The 21141-nt window shown below is 63.0% G+C and carries 11 protein-coding genes and 1 pseudogene; all 12 read right to left on the bottom strand.

Going from position 1 to position 21141, the window contains the following annotated elements; all coding sequences use genetic code 11:
- Position 1: 1 nt before the first annotated feature.
- The 12 genes and pseudogenes from H6650_13205 to H6650_13150 all read right to left on the bottom strand — a co-directional run bounded on the left by H6650_13205 (position 2) and on the right by H6650_13150 (position 21089).
- Positions 2–3274, bottom strand: a complete 3273-nt coding sequence (locus H6650_13205; GenBank protein ID MCB8952959.1) for a hypothetical protein — start codon at positions 3272–3274, stop codon at positions 2–4.
- Between the two features lie 24 nt (positions 3275–3298).
- Positions 3299–5467, bottom strand: a complete 2169-nt coding sequence (locus H6650_13200; GenBank protein ID MCB8952958.1) for an ATP-binding protein — start codon at positions 5465–5467, stop codon at positions 3299–3301.
- Between the two features lie 317 nt (positions 5468–5784).
- Positions 5785–6208, bottom strand: a pseudogene (locus H6650_13195) (GxxExxY protein).
- 46 nt (positions 6209–6254) lie between these two features.
- Entirely contained in the window at positions 6255–7814 is a 1560-nt protein-coding gene (locus H6650_13190; GenBank protein MCB8952957.1) for a hypothetical protein, read from the bottom strand.
- A gap of 44 nt (positions 7815–7858) precedes the next feature.
- Positions 7859–8731 (bottom strand): glycosyltransferase, encoded by an 873-nt coding sequence (locus H6650_13185; GenBank protein ID MCB8952956.1) that lies wholly within the window; start codon positions 8729–8731, stop codon positions 7859–7861.
- Positions 8731–10989, bottom strand: coding sequence for a hypothetical protein (locus H6650_13180; GenBank protein ID MCB8952955.1), 2259 nt, complete (start codon positions 10987–10989; stop codon positions 8731–8733). Before H6650_13180 ends, H6650_13185 begins: the two co-directional genes overlap by 1 nt.
- Positions 10990–11157: 168 nt before the next feature.
- A complete protein-coding gene (locus tag H6650_13175; GenBank protein ID MCB8952954.1) occupies positions 11158–14046 on the bottom strand; it encodes a hypothetical protein in 2889 nt (962 codons plus the stop codon).
- Between the two features lie 431 nt (positions 14047–14477).
- Positions 14478–16445 carry a hypothetical protein gene (locus H6650_13170; protein ID MCB8952953.1) on the bottom strand — a complete coding sequence of 656 codons (1968 nt, stop codon included), beginning with the start codon at positions 16443–16445 and terminating at the stop codon, positions 14478–14480.
- Positions 16432–18771, bottom strand: a complete 2340-nt coding sequence (locus H6650_13165) for a putative baseplate assembly protein (GenBank protein MCB8952952.1) — start codon at positions 18769–18771, stop codon at positions 16432–16434. The genes H6650_13170 and H6650_13165 overlap by 14 nt, the downstream gene beginning before the upstream one ends.
- 57 nt (positions 18772–18828) lie before the next feature.
- Entirely contained in the window at positions 18829–19215 is a 387-nt protein-coding gene (locus H6650_13160; GenBank protein ID MCB8952951.1) for a GPW/gp25 family protein, read from the bottom strand.
- Between the two features lie 72 nt (positions 19216–19287).
- Positions 19288–19704, bottom strand: coding sequence for a DUF4150 domain-containing protein (locus tag H6650_13155; protein ID MCB8952950.1), 417 nt, complete (start codon positions 19702–19704; stop codon positions 19288–19290).
- A gap of 77 nt (positions 19705–19781) precedes the next feature.
- Positions 19782–21089 carry a DUF2169 domain-containing protein gene (locus tag H6650_13150; GenBank protein ID MCB8952949.1) on the bottom strand — a complete coding sequence of 436 codons (1308 nt, stop codon included), beginning with the start codon at positions 21087–21089 and terminating at the stop codon, positions 19782–19784.
- Positions 21090–21141 lie beyond the last annotated feature (52 nt).

Here is a 21141-nt window from a genome sequence, read left to right as displayed (position 1 = left end):
GCTATGCCACGGGCGTTTCCTCTTCCGGTGAGACACGCGCAATCAACGCGATCAAGGTGACGGCGCTGGCAATCGCCAGCAGCACCCCCAGAACCTTATGGATCGGCTCCGGCACAGGCGCAACAATGGCAATGATTCCAACGATCAGCAACGCGATCAGCAACAAAATCGCTATGATCAGCGCCACCGTCGCCACAACTTCGCGCACGCCATCCCAATCAATCTCCTTCACCTTCTCCTTTTCCTTCTCCTTCTCCTTCTCCTTTTCTTTCTTCTTCTTCTCCTCTTCCTCCTTCTTCTTGCGCTCCTTCTCTTTCTCTTTTTCCTTCTCGTCATCCTTTTTGGGCTGGCAGCCACAGCCGCGGGCCATCAATTCGCTGAAGCTCGGTTTGCAGATGTAAGCATACAGGCCATCAACGGGCGGCAGCACGATCAGGGATTGCGTCGTACAGCCCGGCTGCGGGGAGAGCGTGGGGAATGGCATGGGGGAAATGACCGGGCGGCGCAATCGCCCTACTTCCACGTTGGGCAGCATTTTCTTCAGAACCTCTTCGTAAAAAAACAACTGCCCAAAACCGGCGGCCACCGCGCCCGTGTTGCCCGGCTTGATTTCGCCGATTTCAATTCTGTTGAAGCCCGTGCGCACCGCCAGGTCCAGCCGCCCACCGTCGGGCGGGGTGTCGTCGCCAGGGGCGCGAATGGTCACTTCCTTTCTGCCAAACGGGTTGAAGGTAAGGAACTGGGCCTGGATCAGGTTATGCGCGGCAATGCCCGCTGCCTTCGGTGTCCCATAACACAATCCACAACCGCCTGCCGGCATTCGCGGCCCCAATCCCCCCCCACTACCGCCACCCGCCGCCAGCACCACGCCCCCGCCCATGCCCGGCAGCGCGGCCATTTCCCCAAATGCCGGCAACCCCCCTCCGCCAGACGGAGAGGCCCCCACAGGAACGGGCAAACTCGCCTGAATCTGACCCACCAGCGCCTCCGGCGAGATCGGCGCGCCCCCCCCCGCCGCCTCCCCGCCAAAACCAAGCGACCCCTTCGTCACCGCCCCCGGCTTCAACCCCAACATCACCGCCAGCCGATCCAGCAGCCGCGCCAGCTTCCGCTCGTACTGGTTCGCCAGGCGGCGTAAGCCCTCCGGCAAGGGCAAATAAGGTTGCAGCATCTCATACAGACGCGCCAACATCTCCATCAATTGCAACTGCACCATCACCGCCGCTTCCATCACATCCAACATCAGGTTCGTCGCCGCCTGCATCGCCGACAACGCCGCATCCAGCCCCGCTGCCACCCCGTCCAGAATCCCGTCCGCTATCTGTTTCAGCGTCTCCGCCGCCTGGTTGACCACCTCCACCGCCCCATCCACCTGCCGGTCAATCCAGTCGCGCGCCTGCGCCGCCGTTTCCGGGAAAGCGGCCAGCGCCACCGTCACCAACCCCTTCAAAAACAGGCCAAACCCCTTGATGTAGCCGATAATCGTGTCGCGGGCCATGTCAATCAGGCCGCGCACCACCTGCTTCGCCGCCTCAATCGTCTTCTTCACAAACGCCCGCAATTCCGTAAAAAGCGTGTTCACCGCCTGGCGCAACGTCGTGAACACCGCCGCCACGCCCCCCTTCACCGATTCCCAAAAACTGCGTGGCTTGTTCTCGTACTCCTTTTTCTTCGTCGCCGCCTTTTCTTCCGTCTTCTGCTGCTCCGTCGCCGCCTCGTTCTCCGCCTGCGACAACTTCTCTTCCACGGCGCGGTCTGTGCCACTCACCTTGTCCGCGATCTGCTCGCCCACCTGGCTTTGCCGCTCCGTCGCCTTGCCCTCAAATTCCGCCTGGATTTGCCGATTCTCCTCCTGCCACTGCTGCCGCCGCGCCGCCACGCCCTGCTGCGCCTGCTGTTGCGCGGCCCCCTGCTGCGCGCGAATTTGTTCCGTTTCCGCCGCCAGTCGCTGCTCCCCTTCCAGGCGCGCCTGCCGCGACTGCTGCGCATACGTCATCTGGTTCTGTTGATAAGCCGCCATTTGCGGCGCGACCTGTGCCCGCGGCCATCCTGCCAGACCCTGATCCAACGCTGCGCCCGCTGCTGCCGGCATAAGTGGCACCACAATACCGCCCCCGCCCCCGCCCGCCGCCCCCGGCTGATAGGCGGATTGCAGCATCTCCGCCGGCACGGTGGGATAGATGTTGTTTTCGCCAAAATCCGCCGCTACGGCGCGGTCCGCCTGCGCCCGCTGTGCCATCACGCCCTGGCCCGCCTGCTGTTGGAACTGGCCCGCCTGCGCGGGATCGGCGGCTCCGCTCAGGTCCACGGGCGGACGTTCCCCCGCCGACGTGTTGACACCCGCGTCGCTGGTGGGAAGCTGTCCCAGAAAGCCGGAAACGCGCCCCACCAGCCAGTCCCACCAACTGCCCTCTTCCGCCTTTGGCTCCGCCGCTGCCGTGGAAACATCACCGCCGGGCACGGCTCCCACGCCCGCCTGATGATCCGTACTGTAGGGGGTTGCCGCGCCGCTGCCGGCAACGTCCAGGTCAGGCGCATCACCCGGAGGAATTTGCGTGGGCGCACCCCCGGCCTTGCCGCCCCTGGGTAAACCTGTCGGTTTTTCAATCACGGGGTAGCTGGCCTGCAAGTCGTTTTTTTGTTGTTGGTGTAGCGCACCGACTGTGCCGCGCGCCTGCACCAACGCTTGCGGATAGGCGCTGGGTGAGGTCGCCGCCAGCGATCCCAGGAAATCCGCGCCACCGTCGGCCACGGCGCCGGCGGGTTGGCCGGCAACGGCGCCACCGGCAACAACGGCGGCAGGGGGGGCGATGGTGGCTTTTTCTTCACGCGGCGGGGAGGGGGGAGATGCCGGCATTTCTCCTCCCCCACGTCCTTCTACCCGCCCCACCTCACCCTGGGTGCGCTGCATCGGCGGCGAAACCGGCATACCCGGCGCGGTGATTGCCTCCACCGCTATGGGCGGAGCCATCTCCGGCGCAGGCGGAGCCATCTCCGGCATAGGCGGAGCCATCTCCGGCATAGGCGGAGCCATCTCCGGCGCAGGCGGAGCCATCTCCGGCGCGGGCGATACGGCGGCGAGGGGCGTCATGAGCTGCCGCACCGCCTGGTTCCCCGCCTGGCGCTGCACCTGGGGCAGGTTGGCCGGCGCGCGCGCGGTGGCCGGCGCTTGCGCGGTCGGCGCGGGGCGCGTGGGCGGCGGGGACCGGCGCGCCACAGGCGGCTTTTGTATCGGTGGCGTTGCCGTCGTCGTCTTTATCAGCGGCGCAACCATAGGTGCTTTCTTACCTGTCGTGTTTTAGCGGCGGCGGGCCAGAGTGTAGTAATCGGCAAAGGCGGCGCGGGTGAGCGGACGGCCCAGTTTGTCCATTTCCCGCACCACGCCCTGGATCAGGTGCACCATGCCAACCGGTTCGCCCATTTCCGCGGCCATGAAGGCGGCAGCCAGGACGCAGTTTTTGATGTTGCCGCCGCTCAGTTCAAACTGGGCGGCCAGGAAGGGAAAGTCAATGTCGTCGGCGCAGGGGGCTTCCGAGGGAAACATGCCGCGCCACAGCCGTTCGCGGTCTTCGATGGTGGGCAGGGGGAAATCAATGACGAACTGCATACGGCGGGTAAAGGCGTCGTCAATGTTCTGGCTGAAGTTGGTCGCCAGGATGGAGACGCCTTCGTACTCTTCCATCTTTTGCAACAGGTAGCTGATTTCGATGTTGGCGTAGCGGTCGTGGGCGTCGCGCACTTCGGAACGCTTGCCAAAAAGGGCGTCGGCTTCGTCGAAGAAGAGGATGACGTTGGCGGTGGTGGCTTCTTCGAAGATGCGGCTGAGGTTTTTCTCCGTTTCGCCGACGTATTTGCTGACGACGCCGGAGAGGTCGATTTTGTACATATCCAGACCGAGGGAGCGCGCGAGAATGCCGGCAGCCATCGTCTTCCCCGTGCCGGATGAACCGGAAAACAACACATTTAGCCCCTTGCCTAACGCCAGCTTGCGCCCGAATCCCCACTGTCCATAGACGACGTGCGCCTGACGTACCTGGCTTTCAATCGCCCGCAGTTGCGCGAGCTGCGCGCGCGGCAGCACCAGGTCGTCCCAGTCGTAGGGGGAGACGATCTTGGTCGCCAGTCGCGCCAGGGCGGGGTTCGATTGCTGCCGCGCTCCCTCGAACCAGTCCTGGCGCGTGGGAGCGGCGTCGGGGCCGTCGCGCAGCCAGGCGCGTTGTACGGCGAGGGTGGCGGCCTGGGCGATCTGGCCTGGGGTGAGGCGGAATCGGGCAGCAAGTTCCGACGGCACTTCCGCCAACAATGCCTCCCCAGTCACTTGCCCGTTCAACCGCGCCGCCCACAACCGCTGTCGCAGCGGCACATCCGGCACGGGAAAATACACCACCACCGGCGTAGGCGCGTAGGAGGGCAGCATCCACGGCTGGTCCGTGGAAATGATCACGCCATTGGGCCAATGTCCCCAAATAATGGGGCGCGCCGCTTCCGGCAGCGACTCCGCTTCCGCCAGGTGCAGCAGCCCGCCATACAGGCGCGCCTCGCGCACCGCGGCCCGCCAGCAGGCGGTAATCCGCTCCTCCGGCAGGTGCGCCAGGCGCGGCGCTTCCACCACCAGCAGCGCGCGTTCGCCTAATGCCAGGGCCACCGCCGCCGCCCCCGCGCGGCGTCCGCTGCCCGCGCGCCCACAGAACAGCGCCGGCGGCGCGCCGGGCGCGCGCCACAGCGCCGCCAGATGTTGCAACGCCTGGCGCGTAGACGCAGGCACGGCCAATTCCGCAATGGCCTCCTCCACCTGCATCCAGTAGGCGCATTCCATCAGTTGGGGGTCAAGCGCGTCCTGCTCCAGCAGAAATTCGGCAATGCGGTCGTCCAGCTTGAGGGAGCGGTCAATCAGGGGGAGCAGCGGCTCCGCTTCACCCGCGCCGATGCGCAGCAGCCGCTCATAGACGAGGGGGGAAGCGGCGGCAAAGAGCGCCCGCCCCGCTGCCTCGTCACCGGGCAGCAGACGCAGCGCCAGCGCGGGGGTGAGCCAGCGGCGGCTGACGTCGTCCTGCAAGTAGGCGTAGACGCGGCCAAAGCGGGGGTCCACTTCCGGGGCCAGCAGCAACAGCGTTAGTTCCAACGCCAGCGGCGACAGGCCAAACTGGCGTGCCAACTGTGCCGGGCGCAGCGACGCCGTGGTCGCCGCCAAACGCGCGGCGATGGCCGACTCGTGGGTCTGTATCGCCGCGTCCAGGTCTACCACCTGGTCGGAGTGGGGCAGCGTGACGCCGTGCAGTGCCGCGAGTATCTGGTCTACCTCCGGTTCGGAGAGGAACAGGCCGAGGAAGGATTCGTTGACCCCCTCGCCGCGCAGCAGCCGCGCCAGCAGTACCTCGCGGTGCAGCCGCAGCGCCAGCAGCCCCAGATAGTCGCGCAAGTAGTCGCGTGTATCGGTGTAAGTCACGGAGAGCAGGTTGTCAGTCATCTTTTGTCACAGATTTCGCAGATTTCGCAGATTTTTTTCAGGTTGGCGAAGGGTGTGTTTCAAATGCGTTGGGAGCGTAACTTTTGTAGGACAATTTGCCGAATTGTCCCTTTATGTATAGGACAATTTCGCAAATTGTCCTACGCCTGCAACTGAAATGAAACGCACCCGTTGGCAAATTGCTCGTATTGCACGGGCGTTGCTCCGAGATTTGGGTTGTCTGTCATCTTTTGTCACGGATTTCGCAGATTGCGCAGATTTTTTGGGTGTTGGCGAATTGCTCGTACCGCACGGGCGTTGCTCCGAAATGCAGGTTGTCAGTCATCTTTCTTCACAGATTTCGCAGATTGCGCAGATTTTTTCCAGGTGTTGGCAAATCGCTCGTATTGCAGGGATGTTGTTCCGAAATTTAGGAGCAAGCCCCGATTCAGGTCGGCGGCTTTGAGATAGTTGAGTATCTACGCTTTTTCTTTACCAGTTATTGCCGGCATGGCTTTCAGTTCCACAATGATGTTGCCGAAACAGACAAAATCTGCTCGATAGGTCTTGCTTAAGCGACGTCTCTTGTAGGAAATAGGCAAGTCCACTTCATGCTGAAAAGGAATTTCTCGATCCGTCCGTTAATTCTAGCGCCAGCGCCTCATGATAGACGTTTTCTAAAAAACCCGGGCCCAATTCCCGATGAACCGCCATGGCGGCTCCAATCACTGCGTAGGTCTGGACATCCCTCTTGTTGTGCATCCTTGACTCTCCAATCTGCGAAATCTGCGCAATCTGTGATGAGAAATCATGGCAGAATGATACGCAGTTCGCGGTTGTCCAGCCAGGGGATGCGTCCCTGGGGGCCGTCGCGGGAGGCCATGCGCAGGATGATGCCCAGGGGGGCCTGGGTGCAGCGGATTTCTATGGCGGTGGGGGTGATCTGTATCTGGCCGGGGAGGTGGATGAATTGACGGATGAGGGTGGCGGGGGAAATGCCGGCATATCCCCGCAAACCCCTCGCAAATCGCCGCAACAAAAACAGGGCCGCGCCGCTACCCGGCCAATCGCCGAAGATGGCCGCCTCATCCGCCGACGCCCGCCAATCCACCGCATCCCCCCACGCCATCACGTCAGGCCAGGTCACCGCCTGCACCCGTGCCTGCGCCGCCAGATGATCGGGCACGCCCGCCAGCCACGCCGCCGCCCCATCTGCCCAGGCCAGCGGCGCATGATCCCGCCCCACCAGCCGCAGCAGCAATTGGTACAGCCCGGCGTGGTCCAACGACTCATACCAGCCCAACTCACGCACAAACGGCAGCAGCAGCCCCAATCCGGCAAATGAAGTCGCCAACGAACGGGCGGACGCCGTTGCCGGCTGCGCGTCTTCCGTTTCCCGCTGCGTGTTCCGCACCAACCGCCCGACGTAAGCGCGCCCCTGCTCGCTGTTCATGACCAGCGTCAGCCAGCGGCGCGGCGCATCCAGATCGCCATCCAATCCATCCAACAACGGTTGCAGAGGAGCCAGACCATCGATTTCCTCTCGCGCCAACGCCTGCCACAACAACGGGGCGGGTCGCGCCGCCCATAATTGATGCAGCCAGGCCAGGTGCGTGCAGGTCGCCGCCGTCCAGCTTTGCCGCGCCAGTTCTGGTTGGGGCAGGGTCGCCGCCAGGAACAGGCGCAGCAGATTGCGCGCCAGGGCGTCCCGCCCCCCTCGCTCCAGAGGTATGGCGCGCAGGCGGGGCAGGAGCGTGTCGAGTCGTTCCGCACTGATGACGGCAGCGGGTTCTTGCCAGTCTAACGCTTTTGCCAGTAAGGCCACGTCCGCGCGCGTCATCTGCCGCAGCAGTGGCTCAAGTTGGTGCGCCCGGTGCAGGTGTTGGGCCACGGGCAGGAGCCATTCGGGGCGCGCGCTCAGGAGGGAGGCGGCACTTTGCCCCATGGCCAGGCCACGCAGGGGCGCGAATTCGGCGTACACCCAACCTCTGTCCACCGACCAGGCGCGCCCGGCCAGTAGGTCGATGAGAAAGGCAGCGAGGTAGTGGGCGGGATCGTCGAAGCGGACGACGTCGGCGGGGCTGCCGGTGAGGAGGGCCTGGGTGACGGTGCGCAGCAGCAGTTGGCTCCAACGGCGGGCGATGTCTGTGTCGCTCATGCCGGCAATATCCACCCACAAATCAATCTCCAGATGGCGAATACGGTAGATGGCGGTCTGGTCGCGGGCGAGGGGGTGCAGGCGTCCGTTTAGTTCGGCGGGCAGGCGCTGCCGCACGAGCGCGTCCAGGCGTTGTTGCGTGCGCGGCGTGTCGGGGGTTTGTGCCGGCAAAAAATAGTTCGCCGTGAGCCTGTCAATCGTCAGCGTCATCCTATTCCCAGATTGGTTCAATCTTCGAGATTGAACCAATCTTGCTAGATTCCTATTCCAAAACGACCGCAGAACCAGTCCATGTCCCGTTGCCGACGGGCCAGCAGACAGGCGCGGCGGCTGAGGGTGTCATCCAGGAAGGCTTGCGCCAGACTGTGGGGAAAATCGGCATACGCCATCATGGGTCGCAGCGCGCGCGCCAGCCGCTCGCGGTCAAAATGAACCAGGAGCAGGCGCAGTTTGTTGTAGAGTACCTGGCTCATGTCTACGGCGTAGGGGTGGCGGGGACGGAAGAGGTGGAAGACGAGGCTGGCGGGTTGGGCCAGGATGCGGTAGCCGCTGAGCCAGAGACGGAGGCAGAGTTCGATGTCTTCGCTGCCCCAACGGGTCATGCCTTCGTCGTAGCCGCCGATTTCGTGGAAGATGGGGGTGGAAATGGCCTGGCAGGCACCGATGTGGAAGGGGACTTCGCTGATGCCGGTACGCGGCGGCAGCCAGGTATTCTCTAAACGGGCGTCTTGCCAGGTAATGCCACAGGCGCGGACGGTGATTTCGTGAATGCCGGCAAAAACCGGTCCCACCATCCCCACATCCTCCGCCTCGAACGCCTCCACCAGCGGCGACAACCAGCCGGGCGGCACATAGCAGTGCGCGTCCAGGAACACCAACACCTGTCCACGCGCCCGCGCCGCGCCCAGATTGCGCGCCCCCGCCACGCCCAATCCCGCGCCGCGCACCAGCCACAGCCGGTCTGTCCCGTGCCGCGCCAGTGCCGCCTCCGCGCTGCCGTCATCCGACCCATCATCCACGACGATCACCTCCATGTCCAGGCCATCGCTGTTTTGCAACACGTACCCGACCGTGTCTACCAGGTTTTCCCCTTCATTGTGGTTGGGCAGAACAACGCTGACCTTCATCAACCGCGCCTCATCATCTCAATCGCATTATGCTTCAACTCCGCCACGCGCACCTCCGAGATGCCCAGAATCCCCGCGGCACGCTCCACCGGCAGCGCGGCGAACTCCAGCACACTGGTGATCCCGTTCTGGCGCAGCTTGCCGCCGCGCACCTCACCCACGCCGATCACGTCCTCCACCGGGCGCGTCGCCCCGCCCACCAGGTCAAACTCATGTGGATCAAAGCCAAACCCCAGCGGCGGCCCGGTCTCGATAATGCCTGTGGGAACGATGCCCGTCGGCAGAATGCCCGTCGGCAGAATACCCGTCGGCAGAATACCCGTCGGCAAGATGCCCGTCGGCAGAATACCCGTCGGCAGAATGCCGGTGGGGACGATGCCCGTGGGGATGATGCCCGTAGGAACGATGCCTGTGGGGATGATGCCCGTGGGGACGATGCCCGTGGGGACGATGCCCGTGGGGACGATGCCCGTGGGGACGATGCCTGTGGGGACGATGCCTGTCGGCGGTGGAGTTGGAGGCAACCACATTCTGCTAAGCGACAGAGTAACATTGAAGTCGGCGCTATTGAGGTCGGGGCGATTGCCGGCAAAGTGAATGACGAAAGGCAAAACAACGCTTTCAGTCAGCGGAAGAATAGTCAGGCGGACAGCAAGTTGGGAGTCGGCGCTGTCCCGTATCAAGGCCGTCACATGGTCACTGTCAAAAACAACGCCGGTAGCCTCGCGCAACCCTTCCCCCTCGATCACGGCTTCTACTTCTAATGGGTCAACCCACAACTCTTCTACAAAGAAAAGCTCACCTGGTGTAATCCGCGTAATTTGTGGCAGCGTCACGGACAGGGAGACGCCAAAGTCAAGGCTATCGAGGGCGGGGCGGCCATCGGCAAAAATAACCAGGAAGGGCAGTTGGATCGGCTGCGGCTGCGGGAAAACGGTGAGCAGCAGCGCGATCTCCGTGGGACTGCTGTTCGTGATGCTCGCGGTCACACCACCGCCGAGGAAGACGACTTCCGTCGCGCCCGCCAGGCCCTGTCCCAAAATGCGCACGTTTTCGTAGGTGATGGGCTGCTGTGGGTTGCCTTCCACCTGCGCCGGTTGGATAGCGTCAATCCGGCCCGGCGGGGGTGGCGTTTGCCCGCAGTGGCAGCGCGCAAATTCTTGCAGCACCCATTGGCTTAACAATCTGCGTCGATCCGTCCGGTCGTCAACCGTCTCAATGCCGTTGTCCCCGACCGTGATGGTTGCTAATACCAACCCGTTATCGTTCGCGTTTAATGCCGGCATACAAGGCACATGCACCTGTCCACAAACAATCGCTTCCAACTGCTCACAGGTGAGAGCGTGTTGGTGCGAGCCGGGCAAACAGCAGGCAACTTCCAGCCGGTAGCCCTCGCGTACACGGATATTGCCATATTGGCTACCCGGAGGCGCGCATTTCTCCGGCACGAGCGGCTGCGGGCACGTTTCCGCTTCTTCAGGATACGCCACCAGGTACACCTGATTCCCCGCTGCCGCCCCTTCCCAGCATATTTTCAGCAGCAACGTCTCATTCTGCGGCGCAGTGATCACCACCTGCGTGATTCCCCCCCCTGCCAGCCGCACCGTTTCCGCCTGGCCGCCCACCCCGCTCGTCTGCGCCGAATCCACCGGCGCCCCTGTCGCGTCATACGCCTCCAGAGATGTCGGTCCCGCACCACACATCAGCGTCAACGTCACGCCGCTCGTCGCTTGCGGCAAGGCCACCGTCGTTTGCAGGAAGCAGTTAAAGCCGATGAATTCCCCCCACCCCTCAATCCGCGTATGCGGGACCAACACGCCACTGCGCCAGGCCGAAAAAACCGCGTCCGCAAACGCAATCGGGTTCGCGCCTTCCGCGCCTGGCTCCATCTGGGAAAAATCCACGCAGGTGACGAGCGGTTGCGCGCCAGGGGTGACTACTCCTTCGGCGCACGGGTCCGGCGCGCCCAGGCAAGCCTCCACGCCCGCCTGAATGTCAAACGGAGGCGCATCGGCGGGAATCACCAATTCATCCCCCCATGGCGTCAGACCATACCCTTCCGCCACCCGAACCTGCCAGGAAGCGCCATCCACGCGGCTGACCGCGGCCCCGCACACCACGCCCCAGCCATGCAGGGCGCGATTGTGCCGCCGCAGCCGCTCGCGCAGATAATTCTGGCCCAGGTTGAGGTCTGTTGCCGTCAACTGCTGCCGCTCAACGTATCTCGGCCTGAGCAGGCCGCTGCCATTATTTGCCATCACCGCCTCCTAATCCAGCGCAGCACAAGCTGCCCGCTTGCTGCCTTCTGAATTCGTAACTGCTAAACCAGATTGGACCAATTTTCTCTGGTGAAATTGGCCATTGAGCACGTGAATTTGGTCCAATCTCCTGAGAGCGTTGGTCGTCACCGAATTCTGCCATTTGTCTTACCCGCCAACCGTCAGCCAGCTTTCAAACGTCGTGCCCTGGCGACCATTGCCCGTAGGCAGCCGCCCACCAATGTGATTACCGTCAATGGCCCGATCTTCTTCGTCCAGAGCGAAATCGGAGCGGAACACAACACGGAAAAACGGGTTTTCCAACTCCATCAAGAAGCCCCAGGGAACCAGGTCATCGTCGGGAACGAAGACCAGCCGCACACCAATGGCAACTTCTTCATTTTGCAGCGGTCGAATCGCCGTGATCAGGCCGTTGCCATCCGTGTCGTACTCCACCGGCTGGTGAAGCGCATTCGGGATCAGGCATTCACACAACAGGCCGCGCTGGTCGCGGTAACGCACGTAAAGCTGGAACACCTCGCTGCGCGTGCGTGTGTCCGGGTCGCCGGGTTTATCCTCGTGGAAGATGGAGCGCATTTGCGCCAGTTTGGGGTCGCCCTCCACCGTACCAAAACCAATGACAAACCCCATGTTGCGGTCCCGCGGATCGTTGGTTTGCCATTCCGGGTCGGTGAAGAATTCGGCAATGAACTGGTCCATGGGCATTGCCAGGCGGCGATCATGCCGCCAACTGAGGGCAACAATGCGCACCAGGTCCTCGTCCCCGCCCTGTCCGGGCAATCCCTGGGGGATACCCAACACTAGCCGTTGGTCCCCTTCCGGGTCGCCAACAATGGGGACCAGTTGCGCCGTCGGTTGCGCGCCCGGAAGCAGGGGGTGCGCCTCGGCCTCCGTGATGCCCGGACCGCGCCCACCCGGTGCGCCGGGCGCACCCGTGGGAATACCCAACACCAGCCGCTGATCCCCTTCCGGGTCGCCGGCAATAGGAACCAGTTGGGCCGTCGGTTGCACGCCCGGAAGCAGGGGCTGTGCCTCGGCCTCCGTGATGCCCGGACCGCGTTCGCCTGGTGCGCCGGGGAGTCCCGATTCGCCGGCGGGGCCGCGCGGTCCCACCAACCCTTCGGCCATGCGCGTCTCCAACATGCAGCGGATGACTTCCACGATGTTGTTGGTGCTGGGAACCAGGGGACGGTGGGTGAAGTTGTCAATAGCGTTGTCCCCCTCTTCGGCATCTTCCGCATCTTTGATCGGCTGGCCGAGATGGTAATGGGGCACATGCGCCAGAATAACGCACTGCTCCGCGGGGTCTTCGGCGCAAGCAGGACACGCCTCTTTGACCACATTCGTGAACAAATCATCGCAAGCGGCTTCTTCCACGTTAAGAATAGCAACGAGGCCACGCGCGGGCTGGTTTTCCGATTCATCGTCGGCGGCGACGTAGAGTCGCCCTCCCTGCACGGCCAGCCGCTCGCTCCGGGCCAGCCCGGAGACGTTTTCGCGCGTGCCCAGAATGTCTTCGGCGAACGAATCGCCAGGGGCGGCGATGGCGTCCACGTCAATGGTTTGCACCTGGGCCTGGCCTTCGGCGGAGGTCTGCAAAACGTAGGCCCAACGCTCGTTGGCAGCCATGGCCAGGTCTTGGGGCGTGGTCAGCCAGGTTCCGCCGCGCCCATCCGGGCGCAGTTGCAGGGAGCCGAGGCTGGTGTCCAGGGCGTAGCGCGTCAGGATGGCGTGGTCGGCGTCAGCCGTGAGCAGGTAGAGATATTGGCTATCGCGGCTGGTGAAGACGGCAACGGGTGCCTGCGCGGTGTTCAGAGGGGTCAGTTCCGTCATCGTAGCGACTTCGACGACGCGCACCTGGTTGTTGGCGGCGTCTACAATAAAGATGTAGCGGCCATCGAGGGTGATGCTGAGGGCGGATGCGCCGCGCAGGGCGGGGCCATCAGGCTGGCTGAACGATGTGTTGAGCGCCAAAGAGCGAAAGTCTGCGGGGCCGGCAAGGGGGGGATCGGGAAGGGCAAGCCAGTCGCGCAGGTCGGCTTCGCTCCAGGTGATCAGTTCGCCGCTGTCAAGTTGGAGGGCGAAAAGGGCGCCGGTGGCGGGGGAGATGACGAGGCGGGCGGGTTCATTGAGGTGGATAACGGCGCTGCTCTGCGCTTCGTACCGTATCCGCGACTCCTTGTAGACGGCTATTCCGGGAGCCAGGGGCAGCGGATCGCCCCCCTCTTCTGGCGGCGGCGCGGGCAAACCGTCCGTAGCCAGGAAGATCAAATCCCCCAGCAGCGTCAAAGCCAGGTCCGTGGGATTCACGCCCCCATCCACCGCTGTGATCAGATCATGCGTGTCCGCGCGGAAAGCGTACAGCCGCGCCCCCAGTTCCCCAGGTTCCCCCGCCTCGCCCTCGTCAGGCGACACGGCCTGCGCCGCCACATACACCTGCTGCAACTGATCATCCGCTGCCAGCGCCCGCGGACTCTGCCGGTCCAGCACAATCGTGTGCAGCCAATCCAGCTTCGCCCGCAGCGGGGGGCGTACCGGCAACCTTTCTCCGGCGGGGCGGCCAAACAGACGCAGTTCGTACCCCTCGCGCACGCGGTTGAACGCCTGGTTCTCCTCCGCGCAGTCGCAGTCGGGCAGAATGACGGGGACCTTTTCTTCCAGTGACTCCTTGTAGCAGAGACTGATAAACAGGTCCTGGTCGCCCTCGGCGTCGAAATCCGCCGGGTCAATCAATTCCAGCACGGGGACGAGCAGCCGCTGCGTAACGATCAACTCTCGCCCGCAGCAGTCCAGCGCCGCGCCGGGTTCAATGTACACAAACTTATCCTGGCATTCCGGGTTGGGGTGGGCCACCACCTTCAGACCGCATACGGTTCCAACGCCATGTAGCAGGCTGTTGTGCAGGCGGTCCTTGCCCACCAGGTACGCCTGTTCATCGCTGAAATCCCGCTCCACCAGCCACTTGCCATTAAAGTACGTATTGCGGCGGAACGTTTGTAAGCCGCAAGGAATGCAGTTAGGGGTCTGGTTGCTCATAAACGACTCCTTGAAGGTGTTGTTAGTTGCCAGCGGACCGTTGCCAGCGACTGGCGTTATTTCTTGTCAGTTTCAGATTGGTTCATTCTGGGAGAATGAACCAATCTTGGGGAAACTGCGTTCTGGATGCCCACTTAGTAACCGTCCGAAAATAACTTCACACTTTTTACGGACGGTTACTGCCAAGCTGTCCGCACATTTCCGCTAAGTGACTATACAGGTCATCTGCCCAGATTGGACCAATTTGCTCTGGTTGAATCTTATTGATGTCTACAAAATTGGTCCAATCTCTCGGAGACGTGAATAGTTACTCCGCTAATTTAATTGCGGACAGCCACTTAGAACTGACGATGAAATAAAGTACGGAATTGCATCGTCAGTTTGAAGGAACGGTAAGGAAACAACTTCGTTGTCATATTTATTTCCGTTCCTTAGTTGCCCATTGTCAGATAGGACGCGCCCAGGCGCGGGCGGGTGGGCGTTTGTGGACCGAGAATGTTGCCCGGAGCCAGCGCCAGCAGGCCTAGCGGACGCGGCGGGGGACTGCCCAGCAGCATATCCACGCCAATGGTTGACTGGCAGCCGATGACAATGCCGGGCGAGACCGGCCGGATTTGATAGCGGGTGTGGGCGGGTTTTTGCGCGTCAATCAACTGCCGCAGCGTTTGCAGCGCCTCGACGTCAGCCGCCGCCTTTTGCGGCAGCACCAGCGTAAAATGATGGGCGATTTCGCCCACGTGTGGGTCAAGTGGCGCGCCGGCCAGGTAATAGGGGCCGGGCGGATCGCTGGCTTCGCGGCGGGCGGCATAGTCGCGCAGGCGGAAATGTTCGATGATGACGGGATGTGGCGCTGGCAGCCCTGTGTGCAGGCGAAGGATGGCTTGCAGCCCGGCCAGCGTACCCCGCTGCTTGTAGAGGGCAATGGCCTGGCGCACAAATGCGCGGCGGGTGGCGTCGGACCATTCGGCGAGGAAGGTGAGGTCGAGCCAGCTTCCCAACCAGGCGAGAAAGTCTCCCGATGGCACGCCATCGGGATCGAGATAGCCGGTAAACACCGCGATCAGGGTTTCGATCTCGTCGAAAATCGTGTCAAAATAGCTGAGGTAGCGGTTCAGGAAGTCGGCGCTGACCGCGTCCTCGCGGAACACGGGCGGCAGGTAGTTCAACGACGACTGGCGCGGCGCATACAGCGTCATACTCCGGATCAGGGGCGTGGCCGTGCCGTTGCCGCGCAGTTCGACGTTGAGCCAGAGACAGGCCCCGGGCGAACTCTGAATCAGCAGTTCGGGCAGGTCGAGTGGGCCAATGGTGATCGGCGCGGACCAACGGGCGGGCGGCAGGTTGGCGATGTGGTCCGCGTCCAGTGGCGTGGGCGCGGTGTAGGTGCGGACGGTGAGCGACGTGGCGTCGGGCACGTCGGCATCCAGCACCAGGCGATGCCAGGCGCAGTTATAGATGCGGCTATCCAACGGTTCGGAGAGGTAGCGACCACTGCGCGGATAGGTGACACCACCGGGGCGAGCCAGGAGCATGAGATTGGAGCCGGCGAGCCGCCCGCTACGGGTGACAGTCAGGCCAGGGAGCGGGAGCGCGGGGCAATTGGGGCGATCTTCTTGCCGCAGCCAGAGGCCGTTGCTATCCAGATGGAGCGGCAAGGGGAAACGGCGCGTGTACAGGGGCGGGTCAATGGCGGGTAACGGGTTGCCCGGAGCGTCCAGCGCGACGACGCGCCGCTGGCTGGTGTCCAGCACGAGAAGGCGGTCCTGGTCGTCTATTGCCAGATGCCGGGGAGCCAGGAATGCGTCCGCGCCGCCAAGATAATCCAGGTCTTCGCGCCAGAGGCGGTCAAATCGGCGCACGCGCCGGTGGAATGCATCGGCCACGTATAAACGCCCGACGCTGTCGTAGGCCACGTCCCACGGTTCCCCGTCTTCCAGGTCAATGATGTGGCGGGCGACCAGCATGGGCCACGCATAGAGGATGAGGCGATGATGCCCGGTATCCGCCACGACGAGGTCGCCATCCCGGCTGATGGCGATGCCGCGCGGCGCGGAGAGGGCGTAGGGATCGGGCGGGACGGCGGCGGCCCCCATCCACAACGGCGTAAAGCGGGCGGCGGGCGGCGTGTAGGTGAGGATACAGTCATTTTGCGGGTCGGCGAGGAAGAGTCGCCCATCAGGACCGATAGCCAGACCGGTGGGGCGGGTGAGTCCGCCAAATGTGCCGCCCGGCTCCGTGGGCAGGATGGCGGTGGCGTTTTCGTCTCCCAGGCGTAGCCCGCCGGCGGCGGCATCGTCGGAGATGGCCTGGCTCTGGGCGGACATGCGCCAGCCGATGCGGTCATCCAGTCGCCAGAATGTGGGCTGCACGGGGCGCGGGGTGGGTTTAGTGGTCGTCATAGCGCACGTCCAGGGTGATTGACGCGGATGGCAGGTAAATCAGCGTGCCATCGGGGACCGTTATCATGTCTTCGCATTCGGGGGTGGGGGTGGTTTGTGCCGGCATTATCTCCAGACAAATCACGCGACGCACACCGGCCACAGCCAGAAACTGGCGATACACATTGCCCAGGTAAATGTCCGCGCCAAACGGCCAGCCCTGCCCATCCTCACCGCCGCGCAGAGGGTGAAAATAATCCAGCAGCACCGTCGTGAGCGCATCCTTGACCGCTTTCAGGTCTTTGTCGCGGCTGACGACCACGGCGGCATCCAGCTTGATTTCCAGGTAGCGCGGGCCGACCACGTACAGTTCAGTCGTGATCAGGCGGCGCTGGTTGAGGTGGGCGCAGACAAGGCGCAGTTGGTCCGCGGTGGGCTGGGGGGTGTCCTCCTTGTTTTCGGGGAGGATGACGACCGTCACCGCGCCGGCGGCGTCCGACTGGAAGGTGGGCGGGGTGGTGTCGGGCAAAACGCGGGTAAGGGGCAGCGCGTAGGCGCGATGGAGGGGGACGCCGCGCGTTTGCCGCGCCAGTTGGGCGAAGTCGTCGGCGGTGACGGCGCGGTCGCGCATACGCAGGTCGTGCGGGGCGCGCAGCATCACTTCGTCCAGCGATTCGGCGTCCCGACCGCCAGCCGCCGCGCGCACGTTGGTCACTTTGTCTACGTTGGGGAGGGCGCTTTTGAGGGCGGTGATGGTTGCGGCGCCGGCGTTGCCCACCGCGCCGCCGCCATAACGATAAGAGCGGGCCACAATTTGCGCCCCAGCCACGGGAATTCGCCCATGCAGACCGTCGCCGAAGGTGATTGTGCCGGCATTGCTGTCTACAAGAAAAACAGCCGCATCCGGTCCCGCGCCATAAAAATCTGGCACAGCCTCCCACGCCTCCGCCCGCCCCAGCTCTTCGATTTCCAACGTCAAGGCGGGCCGCAACGTCTCCACGTCAACCAGCAGCGGGCGGCGGCGAAGCGAGAACTGCTGATTGGGTCGCCCATCGCTGGCCCCCAGGATTTCCTCCACGCGGGTGACGGCGGCGGTGGCGGGGACAGTGTTGAGGAGGAAGTGGCTCACCTGGGGCGGTTCCTGGGGCATTTGCGCCAGACGCGCGCGGAACCAGACGAGTTCGTAAGGGACGGGGGCGGTGGCGTAGCCTGCCTTTTTCCACGCCTTGTCGTCCAGGGCGGTGTAGTCGAGTTCAGTAGCGTTGATCTGGGCGATGAGGGCGGCGATGTTGTCCACTTCGGCGTCGGCCAGCCCCAGCTTGTCCCAATCGAGGTCGGCGGGATCGAGGAAGGCATCCGGTCCGTTAAGATCGTCAATCAGTTCGGCGTCGGTGGTGGGGGGCTTTTTGCGTCCTTCCAGTTCACGCCAGAAGGCGCGGTCGAGGTCGTTGAAGGAGATGGCGGGCAGACCACCGGGCGTTTGCAGGTAGATGTGGCCGCCGCGTGTGAAAAGGGCGGTGTCGTCGTGGGTGCTGAGAGGGGTCCAGTTGGCGGCGTCGTGGGGGAAGTTGGCGTGTTCGGTGCCGATGTATGCTTCCCAGATGATGCCGCTGCTTTGGGCGGCGACCTGCCAGGGGAAGAGGCATTCCAGACTTTCGGGGCCGGTGATGATTGTGCCGGCAGCGTCCTCCTCAAACACCTGTGGAATCAAAGCCGTCACGTCCAGTTCGCCGGCGGGGAAACGGTCCAGGCCATAATCCTCCTTCGGCTTCCGATGCGGGCGCAGCATGACGCCCAGCAAGCAGTATGCCCCCACGACGGGCGTCTCCCCAAAGGGGTAGAAGGGGTGCTGAATTTTCACCTCAACCTTATCGGGATCGTATTCCGTCACCAGTTCCAGCGGATTGTCGCCGCTGGCGGGAACGATAATGGTCGCCAGGACCGCGTTCAGCGCCGTCAGTGTGCGCTCCGTTTCAAAAATCAGCGGCTCGGCCAGGTCGGGGTCATTGACGCCCACTTGCGTATTCTTGGGGATGAGGACGACGAGGGGATCGGTGGGGTTGTTCAGCTTCTTCAGGGTAAAGGTCAGTTCCGCCGTGGCCGCCTCCGCCGGACGTGGCGGTACATTCAGGAGTTCCAGGAATTTGATGTAGTTCAGGTCGGGCAGCCGGTTCAATCGGTAAAGGATCGTTTCCGTCATCCAGGCGTGCAGCTTCACCAGCGTCATACCGGGATCGGCGTCATTGAAATTAGTCCACTCAGGCGTGTAGCGGGGAATACGCGCGCGCGCTTCCGCCACAAGCTGCTCAAAGGTGCGGTCGTCCAGATTGGGGGTTGGAAGTGGCATAGCTGTGTCCTTGCCAGGAGCAGATTGGTTCAATCTTGGAGATTGAACCAATCTAAACTATTCGTTGATGTAGAACGGATAAACCAGGTTATGCAAGGCGTTGTTGGCGCGAATGCGATAGTCCACGTGGATGAAGAGGGTGTTGGGCGATTCGGCGGGGTTTTCGACGCGCACGTCGAGTACGTCGATGCGTGGTTCCCATCGTAGTAATGCGCGGCGGACTTCTTGGGCAATGCCGGCAATCGTGTTCGCGTTATTTGGAGCAAAAACATAATTATGGATGCCGCAGCCAAAACGCGGCTCCATGATGCGACTGTTTGGTGGCGTACTGAGAATGATCCAGATCGCCTCCGCCACGCTGTCCGCGCCGCTGACGTAGGAGAGCCAGCCGCGCCCATTGACGCGAATAGGAAATTTCCAGCCTGTGCCCAGGAAGTCGGCCATTTCAGTTTCCTTTGCCTTTCGTTCAGATTGGTTCATTCTTGGAGAATGAACCAATCTGGGAGAACTTAATCCTTAGTCGCCAACGAGGACGGTGGGAAAGGCGCTCAGCACCGTGCCCGTTGCATTGGCGGTTCCGCCGACGATGTTTTGGTCCGTGGTGTCGCCAAAACGGGCGATTCCTTTCTTGCCAGAGCCATACACCACGCTGCCGCTGCCCTGGGTGATTTTGCACGATCCCATGATGCCGTTGCTCTTCACGCCGCCGACGGAGCCAGCCTCGTCCCCGGAACTGGTGGGTACTTCGGAATCAACCAGCAGTGCCTTGTAGCTGGAAGGACCGATGAGAAGCTGGTCGGCCACGTTCTGCGCCTGGTCGAGTTGGGCGATATTCGGGTAGGGAATGGGCACGGGACCGCCCGGCGTGGGCGTTTTGCATATGTCAGGAAAGGCAAAGGCGATTCCGGTGGCGGGGGCGATGGGTTTGGACATGAGAAATGTTGCCGGTTGGTGGTTGGTGAGCGTCTCCCAGATGGGTTCATCCTCCAAGAATGAACCCATCTGGTTACTTAGTTGGCGGTGACGAGGAGGCGGCGGTAGGCGTCGGGGGGGTGGGCGTCGTAGTCCCAGAGGCCGCGCCAGACGCAGGTGCAGCGGTCGTCGTCCGGTTCGATTACCAGGGTGTCCAACGTCATGGGAATGGGCTGACGATGCCAGCGGTTGGCCGCGTCGGGGCGGTCGCCGGTGTGGGTGTAGAGGGTGGCGTTGATGGTTTCGCCGGGCAGGGTAAAGTCGTAATCCATTGTTCCGTCCCGCTCAATCTGGATGTGGGCGGCGGCAGGCGGGTGGGGCGGAGGCGCGCCCGCATCGCGGCGATAGCCGTTGTAGAAGCGGTTGTTGAACGCGGCGGGCAGGGGATCGCGCGCGGGGTTGGTGATGGGCCATTCGGGCGGCAAATTGTTTGGATCGTCGGTGAATCCGCCCGCTTCCGCCTCGCGCGGGCTGTTTACGCGGGGTTCCCAACCAAACAGGGCTTTCTGGTCGCTGCTGGTGACGTTGCGGGAGAGGCGGGCGGTTCCATCCACGAGCAGGCGGCAAAGGCCGGTGACGGTGGCAAATCCGAGAACGATGAGGTCGGCGGCGGGTTTGTCGGGGGCCAGGTCGTGTTCGTAGCGCAGGGTGCTGTTGTCGTTCCATTCGGTGAGGGCGCTGCCTTCCTGCACCTGGACGCGGTCGTAGTAGGCGATGCGGGTGTTGCCGGGGGTGTCCGGGTCGAAGGCGATGGGGAGGATGACGTCCATTTCCGTGGCGGTGAGGTCGGCGGACCAGGTTCCGGTGGTGTGGCGGCGCACCAGGCTGTCGCTGAGGTCGCGGTTGATGACGCAGAGGCTTTGCCCTTCTGCTTCCAGGCGGGCGTTTTCGATACGTGCCGGCATTGCACCCAGGTCCGTCTTCACATAAAAGCTCAATCGAAACGCCCGCCCGCCCACTGGTTCAGGAAAAGTGATGGTCTGCGCCACCTGGCCCGCGGTATTGCTCCCCGTGAGAGAGAGCGCACGGCTGCCGCTCTGTCCCTGGGCAGCGGCGCGGGCGGCGGTGACGTTCGTAGCCGTCCAGCCGCCAGGGGGATTGGCGTTGTTGGTGGGCTGGAAGTCGGCATCCAGTTCAAAGTCGCTGTTGGTGAGGGTATTTGCCGGCACATCCTGCATAAACACAGGCAAAAAATCAGCCGCCGGCGTGAGAACCCCGCCGCCATCAATGTCGTAGGTCCGCTTCAAAATAACGGTCCCCGTGCGCTGCGTCGCGCCGCCGTTCTTGCGAAAGCCAATCATGAAAAAGCCCTGGAAGCCTGTTTCGGTGGGAAAAATCGTTTCCATTTACTACCTGCTACCTTCCCGGAAGCTTTACCGGAGAAACCGGGTTTTTAGG

The organism is Ardenticatenales bacterium, assembly GCA_020634515.1.
Lineage (GTDB): Bacteria > Chloroflexota > Anaerolineae > Promineifilales > Promineifilaceae > JAGVTM01.
This window is presented reverse-complemented; position numbering and strand designations above follow the sequence as displayed.